Origin of the sequence: Thiohalorhabdus sp. Cl-TMA, from assembly GCF_041821045.1 — a bacterium.
Classification (GTDB): domain Bacteria; phylum Pseudomonadota; class Gammaproteobacteria; order Thiohalorhabdales; family Thiohalorhabdaceae; genus Thiohalorhabdus; species Thiohalorhabdus methylotropha.
Window position 1 is genome coordinate 91939 of the sequence record NZ_JBGUAW010000012.1, and the last position, 6788, is coordinate 98726.

The 6788-nt window shown below is 62.4% G+C and carries 11 protein-coding genes; 9 read left to right on the forward strand and 2 right to left on the reverse strand.

Translation table 11 applies throughout. From position 1 onward, the window contains the following. The first annotated feature begins 14 nt into the window (after positions 1 to 14). From ACERLL_RS16120 to pyrE, 6 genes are all read left to right on the forward strand, one after another. Positions 15 to 329, forward strand: coding sequence for an integration host factor subunit beta (locus tag ACERLL_RS16120; protein WP_373657132.1), 315 nt, complete (start codon positions 15 to 17; stop codon positions 327 to 329). 182 nt (positions 330 to 511) lie between these two features. Beyond that, complete coding sequence (locus tag ACERLL_RS16125; protein WP_373657133.1) at positions 512 to 871, forward strand: HIT domain-containing protein; 360 nt, start codon at positions 512 to 514, stop codon at positions 869 to 871. Then, positions 868 to 1167, forward strand: a complete 300-nt coding sequence (locus tag ACERLL_RS16130) for a lipopolysaccharide assembly protein LapA domain-containing protein (RefSeq protein WP_373657134.1) — start codon at positions 868 to 870, stop codon at positions 1165 to 1167. Before ACERLL_RS16125 ends, ACERLL_RS16130 begins: the two co-directional genes overlap by 4 nt. Position 1168: 1 nt before the next feature. Next, positions 1169 to 2338, forward strand: a complete 1170-nt coding sequence (gene lapB, locus ACERLL_RS16135; protein ID WP_373657135.1) for a lipopolysaccharide assembly protein LapB — start codon at positions 1169 to 1171, stop codon at positions 2336 to 2338. A gap of 149 nt (positions 2339 to 2487) precedes the next feature. Beyond that, positions 2488 to 3207, forward strand: coding sequence for an orotidine-5'-phosphate decarboxylase (pyrF, locus tag ACERLL_RS16140; RefSeq protein ID WP_373657136.1), 720 nt, complete (start codon positions 2488 to 2490; stop codon positions 3205 to 3207). A gap of 34 nt (positions 3208 to 3241) precedes the next feature. Then, the gene (gene pyrE / locus ACERLL_RS16145; RefSeq protein ID WP_373657137.1) at positions 3242 to 3823 is read left to right on the forward strand and encodes an orotate phosphoribosyltransferase; all 582 of its coding nucleotides are present in this window, start codon (positions 3242 to 3244) and stop codon (positions 3821 to 3823) included. Positions 3824 to 3867: 44 nt separating this feature from the next. Here pyrE and ACERLL_RS16150 read toward each other — a convergent pair whose 3' ends face one another. Continuing rightward, positions 3868 to 4833, reverse strand: a complete 966-nt coding sequence (locus ACERLL_RS16150) for an arginase family protein (RefSeq protein ID WP_373657138.1) — start codon at positions 4831 to 4833, stop codon at positions 3868 to 3870. 236 nt (positions 4834 to 5069) lie between these two features. Between ACERLL_RS16150 and ACERLL_RS16155 the strand changes: the two genes are divergently transcribed. From ACERLL_RS16155 to ACERLL_RS16165, 3 genes are read left to right on the forward strand one after another with little or no spacing between them, the layout of a single operon-like run. Next, complete coding sequence (locus ACERLL_RS16155; RefSeq protein WP_373657139.1) at positions 5070 to 5414, forward strand: DUF2173 family protein; 345 nt, start codon at positions 5070 to 5072, stop codon at positions 5412 to 5414. Positions 5415 to 5461: 47 nt separating this feature from the next. Next, positions 5462 to 5788, forward strand: a complete 327-nt coding sequence (locus ACERLL_RS16160) for a DUF2173 family protein (RefSeq protein WP_373657140.1) — start codon at positions 5462 to 5464, stop codon at positions 5786 to 5788. 40 nt (positions 5789 to 5828) lie between these two features. Continuing rightward, positions 5829 to 6167 (forward strand): DUF2173 family protein, encoded by a 339-nt coding sequence (locus ACERLL_RS16165; protein ID WP_373657141.1) that lies wholly within the window; start codon positions 5829 to 5831, stop codon positions 6165 to 6167. A 67-nt stretch (positions 6168 to 6234) separates the two neighbouring features. On the opposite strand, the gene ACERLL_RS16170 is transcribed toward ACERLL_RS16165, so the two are convergent. Continuing rightward, complete coding sequence (locus tag ACERLL_RS16170; protein WP_373657142.1) at positions 6235 to 6588, reverse strand: hypothetical protein; 354 nt, start codon at positions 6586 to 6588, stop codon at positions 6235 to 6237. Positions 6589 to 6788 lie beyond the last annotated feature (200 nt).

Sequence of the window (6788 nt, forward strand, 5' to 3'; positions counted from 1 at the left end):
GGTAGAGATCTCTCATGAGCGCAAAAGCGGATACCAAGGTGGCCCCGATGACCAAATCTGAATTGATCGACCGTGTTTGTGAACAGCTGGACTACTTGACCCGGAAAGACGCCGAAGTGGCGGTGAACACGCTTTTTGACTATCTTGGGGAGCAAATCGCCAGCGGCCGCCGAATTGAATTGCGTGGCTTCGGCAGCTTCGGTACAAAGAGTCGGGCGGCCCGGCGGGGCCGGAATCCGAAGACCGGGGAGACCGTGGAGGTCCCTCCCAAGCAGGTACCGTTCTTCAGAGCGGGCAAGAGCCTACGAGAGCAAGTGGACCAGGGCTGAAAACCGACGTGGCAATCCGCGGGCGTCCCCCTCAGCTTCTTCGTGCGCCATGGCGTTCCTCTTACGTACGCGGGGAAACCACGGAGCGTCATGCGGAGACCTGCGGCCTTTGCGCCCTGGCTGGTGCGGACCCCTCGGAGTTCCGGGCTTACGGTCTGCTCGGAATCGGTGAGCACAGCCTGGTGGCTCTGAATCGCTATCCCTATCAGGCCGGACATCTGCTGATTCTGCCTCGGGGCCATATCGGACGCATCCAGGATCTGCCTGAGGCCTGCCGTAAGGAGATGGACGGCTGGATGGTGAAGGCCATGAATGCCCTCGAGGATGGTATGGGGAGTCAGGGCATCAATATCGGCCTCAACCAGGGGAAAGCAGCGGGGGCCGGCATCGCCGAGCATCTCCACTGGCATCTGGTGCCCAGATGGGAGGGAGATCACAATTTTATGCCCGTCCTCGGAGAGACCTTCGTTCTCCCCGAGGACCCCATGCATACCTTCGATTGCCTGATCCAGTGGTTCCTGCCGGAAGAGGAGGATTCGTGAAACGAACCTTGAGCGCCTTGCTTTTCCTGGTGGTTTTTCTGATCGGGGTGAGCTTTGCCCTGAAGAACCCCCAAGGGGTCCAGATTCACTACTATTTCGGAATCGATCTGGGGCCGTTCCCGGTTAGCTTGGTGGTGATCGTGGTCCTTTTGATGGGCGTCCTGCTGGGCGGGCTGGTGGCCAGCTTTCCCCTGATGAGCCGGCATCGCGAAGTTCGGCGGATCAGGCGCCGTATGGAGGATATGGAACAGGAGCTGGGCCGGCTGCGAAAGCTGCCGCTCAAGGACGAGCCCTAAGATGCCCGAATATTGGACCGGCGGCCTGCTGCTCCTGGCCGTCGGAATCGGTTATGTCTGGGGCCGGTGGCGGACGGTGGACCCCTCCCCGGAAGACCGTTCGGACGGAAGCTCCCCGTCCTATTTCCAGGGGCTGTACCACCTGCTCAACGAGCAGCCCGACCAAGCCATCGAGGCTTTCCTCGACGTAGCCCGGGTCGAGCCCGAGACGGTGGATGCCCATTTGGCGCTCGGCAACCTGTTCCGGCGGCGAGGCGAGGTGGATCGCGCTCTGCGGATTCACCAGAACCTGATCGCCCGGCCCAATCTCGGCCGGGATCAGCGCGATCACGCCATGTACCAGCTGGGTCTCGATTACCAGAAGGCGGGACTTCTGGATCGGGCGCGCCAGGTGTTCACCGAGCTTGTGGAGCGCAACCGACAATACGCGCCGGCCGTCCAGTCCATGGTGGAGATCACCGAGCAGGAGCGAGAATGGACGGAGGCCCTGGAATGGCGCAAGCAGCTGGCCCGGATCCATGGTCAGGGCGACCCCGTCGCCGAGAGCCTCATCCATTGCGAAATGGCGGCGGAGGCGCTGGCGCGCAACGATCTGTCCCGGGCCCAGCAGTCCATCCGGCGTGCCTATTCCGTGGACAATACCTGCGTGCGCGTCAGCACCCTTGCCGGGCAGCTTCACACGCTGAAGGGCAATGACCGCAAAGCGGTGCGCGAGTGGGAGCGTATCGTTCGTCAGCAGCCGCAGCACTTGGTGCTGGTGCTCGATGAGCTGGTTGCCGCCTATCACCGCCTCGGCGAGGCGGAAGCCCTGAAGGGATTCCTGCGCGAGACCCTCCAGGCCGCCGAACATCCCTCCCTGTTCGCGGCGCTGACCATCCATCTGGCCCGGGAGGTGGGCGCCGAAGAGGCCTTGCGCTACGTATCCGAGGGTCTCACGCGGCATCCCAATAGTGCCGAGCTGGTCAATTCCTTCGTGGGCATGTGGAAGGACCAGCACGAAGCGGAGGCCGAATGTGACGAGATCCTGGAAGTGATCCAGCCCTACCTGGAGCAGGCCCGTGCCCGGCAGTCCCGTTTCGTCTGCACCAACTGTGGCTTCAAGAGTGCCTATATGCAGTGGAAATGCCCGCAATGCCGCCAGTGGGGAACCCTGGAGCTGCAGGCCGCCTGAAAGGTGGATAGCGCGGCTTGATGCCCCATCCGGGGTGGAAGTACCAACAGGCTGACGTGGCGGGGCCCTGAAAGGGCCCCGTCTTCCGTCGGAGCCGGGCTTGATCGGCCCAGGCGAGAGACCATTTTTCCGGAGGGGTGGGGAAGGGAATGACGGAAGCGCGGAGCGAACGGGTAATCACGGCCCTGGATGCCGAGGATTGGGCCTCGGCCAGCACCCTGCTGGAACGTCTACCGATGGAGAATCATCGGGTCAAGGTGGGCAAACAGCTATTCACCCGCTCGGGCCCTTGCGTGGTGGAGGAGCTGCACGCCCGGGGCAGCGAGGTCTTCCTGGATCTGAAATTCCACGATATTCCGAATACGGTTGCGGGTGCCGTGCAGGCTGCCGCGGAGCTCGGCGTATGGATGGTCAATGTCCACGCCAGCGGCGGACCCCGGATGATGGAAGCGGCACGCCGGGCCGTGGAAGGCGGCGGCTCGCGGCCCTGGCTCATCGCGGTTACAGTGCTGACTAGCATGGATGCCCGGGAGCTGCATTCGGTGGGCGTGGCGGCGGAGCCGGAAGAGCAGGTTTTGCGGCTGGCCCGTCTGGCCAGGGAATCCGGAATGGATGGGGTCGTCGCCAGTCCAGCCGAGGTGCCGCTGCTGCGCAGGGAGCTCGGCCCGGATTTCCTGCTGGTTACTCCGGGAGTGCGTCCCGCCGGCTCCGGCACCGACGACCAGCGTCGTTCTGCCACACCCGGTCAGGCCGTCGCCGATGGCTCCGATTACCTGGTAATCGGGCGGCCCCTGACCCGGGCCGAAGACCCCCGGTCGGCCTGGGAAGCGATAATCCGGGAAATGTCCATGGCCGATGATTCCGCCTGACCAGAGAACCACCCCGAGGAGACCCAGACACACCATGGCCCCCGAATCGCAAGAAGCGTATCTGGATTTGTACCGCGACAGCGGCGCGCTGCTGGAAGGACACTTCCTGCTTTCCTCCGGACTGCACAGCAACCGGTATCTGCAGTCCGCGCTGGTGCTGCAGGATCCGGAGAAGGCCGAGCGCCTTTGCCGGGCCCTGGCGCAGCAATTGCCGGACGGGATCGAATATGTGGTGGGTCCCGCTCTGGGCGGTGTGGTGGTCGCCTATGAGCTAGCCCGAGCCCTGGGCGCCCTGGCGCAGTTCACCGAGCGCAAGGAGGAGGCCATGACCCTGCGCCGGGGGTTCCAGCTCCCCCAAGGAGCGCGGGTTTTCATCATGGACGACATCCTCACTACCGGCACCTCCATTCGGGAGTGCTACGAGGCCCTCCGCGACAAGGATATCGACCTGGTGGGCTGCGGCTGCCTGGTGGACCGCTCGGACGGCAAGGCCGACGTGGCGGGTCTGCCTCTGCATGCCCTGGTGGGTCTGGAGGTGCAGGCCTGGGAGCCAGCGGACTGCCCAATGTGCGCTGAGGGAATGCCCGTGGAAAAGCCCGGTAGTCGCGGCGCCTGAGCGCACTTTTCCCTCCGGCGGGGAGGTGCCGCGCCTCCCCCGCCTCATGGCTCTTCAATCAGGGCTGCCACCACTTCCGACCATGCCTCGCCGAGATTCTTTCGGTCGTATCCGCCGCCGCCGAGGGCAAGCAGTCCCCCTCGACAGTCCTTGCTACGCTCCAGGAGCCTGCTCGCCGCCCAGCGGTGCGTTTCCGGGGTGAATGCCAGGCCGGCCAGCGGATCGCCGGCCATGCTGTCCGCCCCGCACTGCAGGATGATGAATTCGGGCCGCGCCCGGTCCAGGTGTGCCTCCACGCGCTCCCAGGCCGAGTAGAAGGCCGTTGTATCGGCTCCGGGGGGCTGGGGCAGATTCAACTTGGTGCCCACGGCCTCTCCCTGGCCTTCTTCCGATGCATCCCCCGTCCCCGGAAACAGGCTTCGGCCGTCCTGATGAATATCCGCGATCCATACGGCGGGATCCGCCTCGAATGCGTAATACACCCCGTCCCCGTGGTGTGCATCGATGTCCACGTAGGCGATGCGCGTGCAGCCATGAACCGTTTTCAGGGTTTCAATGACCACCCCGCAGTCATTGAGGACGCAGAAACCGGACGCCCGGTGCCGTCGGGCGTGGTGGAGACCTCCGATGGGAACGAGGGCGGAGGGGCAGTCCCCGGCCAGGAGCCGTTCCGCCGCATCCACCGCCGTTCCCACCACCACTGAAGCGGCCTCGAAAATCCCGGGCTCCGCCGGGGTGTCCCCGAAATCCAAGGTACCCCGGCCCCTTTCCGAAAGGGCACGGACCTGATCCACATATTCGGCTGTGTGGAAGCGTTCAATAAGGGTCTGGTCACCCCGTACCGGCGTACATATACGGACCCGGGCATCGAGCCCCTTTTCATTCAATCGTTTTTGGAATGCCTCCATGCGGTCCGGCCCGAAGGGATGTCCGCCGCTGAAGCCATAGGCGCCCAGGGTGGGACCGAGGTACAGGCACGGGGCATGGGATTCGGCAGTGGGGCCCATCATGGGTGCTACCTCTAAAGTGCTAGGGGGTCTTCTGCATAGAGAGCAGCTCAGTGAGCCCCGTGGCACCGGGGCTACAAATCAGGAAAAGTAAAAATTTAAATCTATAAACAAATTTTAAAATAGTATTGTTGTAATATTGCCCCTCTTTTTCATTTGACAGGATTTGTTTTCAGTGGCGAACTGCCTTTATGGAATGACCTTGATCTCAGTCAAGGCTATGGGAAGGAGGCTCTGTCGTGAAGCTAAAACAAATCCTCAATGTTCCTGGGGTAGTAGGGGTTTTGACCTTTTCTCCGAAAGGGGAGCTGAATGATTACCGGGGGAACATTACGGCGGATCAGGCCCGAATGGCGGCTCACATGTGCTACTCCAACTCTTCGCTAATGCAGATGCAGGGTCGGTTGTTCTCGGATTACTCTCGCCAGCCCGAATGGAAGAATTTCGAGAGCTGGGCGATGTTCGGACCCGAGCTGGGAATCTATGTATCCGGGGATACCGCGTGCTTCCTGAACCGGAGCGAAGCCTCTTTCAATCAGGTCTCTCAGGTCGTGAACAGTCTGGCGCATCCTTTGGAGAAATAGGCTTGCCCGGCTTTGGACCAAGTTCGGTGTAAGAAAGGGATCACGAGATGGCAAATTTGGATCAATTGATGGAGCTGCCCGGCGCCATCGCCTCCATCGAATTCAATAGCGACGGTGAGCTGAAGGATTTTCGGGGGGACCTGACGGATGATCTGGCCGCCATGGCGGCCCAGATGTGCGCCGCCAACATGGGCATTTTCCGCATGCAGGCGGACGGCTGGGGGCGCTTGACAGGCCAGACAGGCTTCCTCCCGGAAAAGGGGTTTGCCTTCATGGGCCTCGACTACGCCGTCGCCTCCTATGAGAATCAGGCGGTCTTCCTCCGGAAAAACGATGCCGATTACGACCGGGCCTTCCAGGTAATGGCTGACTGATTTCCCGGACGGTGATGCCGAAACGGAAGGAGACCCGGCAATGGCACGACTCGATGATATCTTGCAGGTTCCGGGGACGGTCGCCGCTATCCGTTTCCTGGATGACGGCTCCCTCGCCGAGCAGGTCGGGGATATCTCCGCGGCCCACGCGGATCTGGCCTCGGATATGTGCGATGCCACAAACCACATGATGCAGCAGGAGGCCGACCTGTTCTCCGCCTATTCCGGCATGCGCGGCTGGACGCCCCCGGAAGGCTGGGTGATGTATGGCCAGGAATACAGTATCTGGGCCCTGGGCAAGATCGCCTGTATCGTGAGAACCACTGAAGTATCCCATAACGATCTTTACCGGGCACTGGCCCGTTTGGCCCATTTCTGATGCCGAATACCGGGCGGATACCCTGGACAGCGTCCTTAGAAGGAAGCGCTTTACCGATGGCATGGCGCTATTCGGTTCCGGTTGTTTCCGCCCGGTAACGTCCCGCGGAGAACAGATGGCCGATGCGCTCAGCCACGGGGTAGGTGGTAAGGTCCCAGGGCGGCAGCGGTATGTCCGTATGGGCCTGCTCGGTCCACTCCAGCCGACGCTCCAAGAGCATCTTCCCCCGCGAATCTTCTAGCCGTATGTCCAGGACCAGGGTGAGGTAGTAGGTAATATCGGGATCGGTGGGGCCCACGTCCCATTGGTGACTATCGAGCCGGCAATGCCGCACGATCACCTCCAGGGTGCCGGTCCCCGGCCGTTCCGTGCCATCCCGCGGAGGCAGGAGGCCGACGGCTCCGAGGCGTTCCTGTAGCACCTGCCGCAAATGCTCTTGGAGATCACCGGGCACCTCCCGGCAATAGGCGCGCGCGTCGCCCCCATCGGCCGCCGTTCCCTGGGAGAGGGACAGTAATCGGAGGCGGTCAAAGGGTAGGGTGGTCTGAAGTGGACCCCAAAAACTGGACAGGGGTAGAAGTAAACGGCTGAGGGGGTATGCTCAGGCTCAGAAAGGAGCCT

Coding starts and splice junctions, on each gene's coding strand:
- ACERLL_RS16120 (WP_373657132.1), top strand. CDS start 15: ATGAGCGCAAAAGCGGATACCAAGGTGGCCCCGATGACCAAATCTGAA.
- lapB (WP_373657135.1), top strand. CDS start 1,169: ATGCCCGAATATTGGACCGGCGGCCTGCTGCTCCTGGCCGTCGGAATC.
- pyrF (WP_373657136.1), top strand. CDS start 2,488: ATGACGGAAGCGCGGAGCGAACGGGTAATCACGGCCCTGGATGCCGAG.
- pyrE (WP_373657137.1), top strand. CDS start 3,242: ATGGCCCCCGAATCGCAAGAAGCGTATCTGGATTTGTACCGCGACAGC.
- ACERLL_RS16150 (WP_373657138.1), bottom strand. CDS start 4,833: ATGATGGGCCCCACTGCCGAATCCCATGCCCCGTGCCTGTACCTCGGT.
- ACERLL_RS16160 (WP_373657140.1), top strand. CDS start 5,462: ATGGCAAATTTGGATCAATTGATGGAGCTGCCCGGCGCCATCGCCTCC.
- ACERLL_RS16165 (WP_373657141.1), top strand. CDS start 5,829: ATGGCACGACTCGATGATATCTTGCAGGTTCCGGGGACGGTCGCCGCT.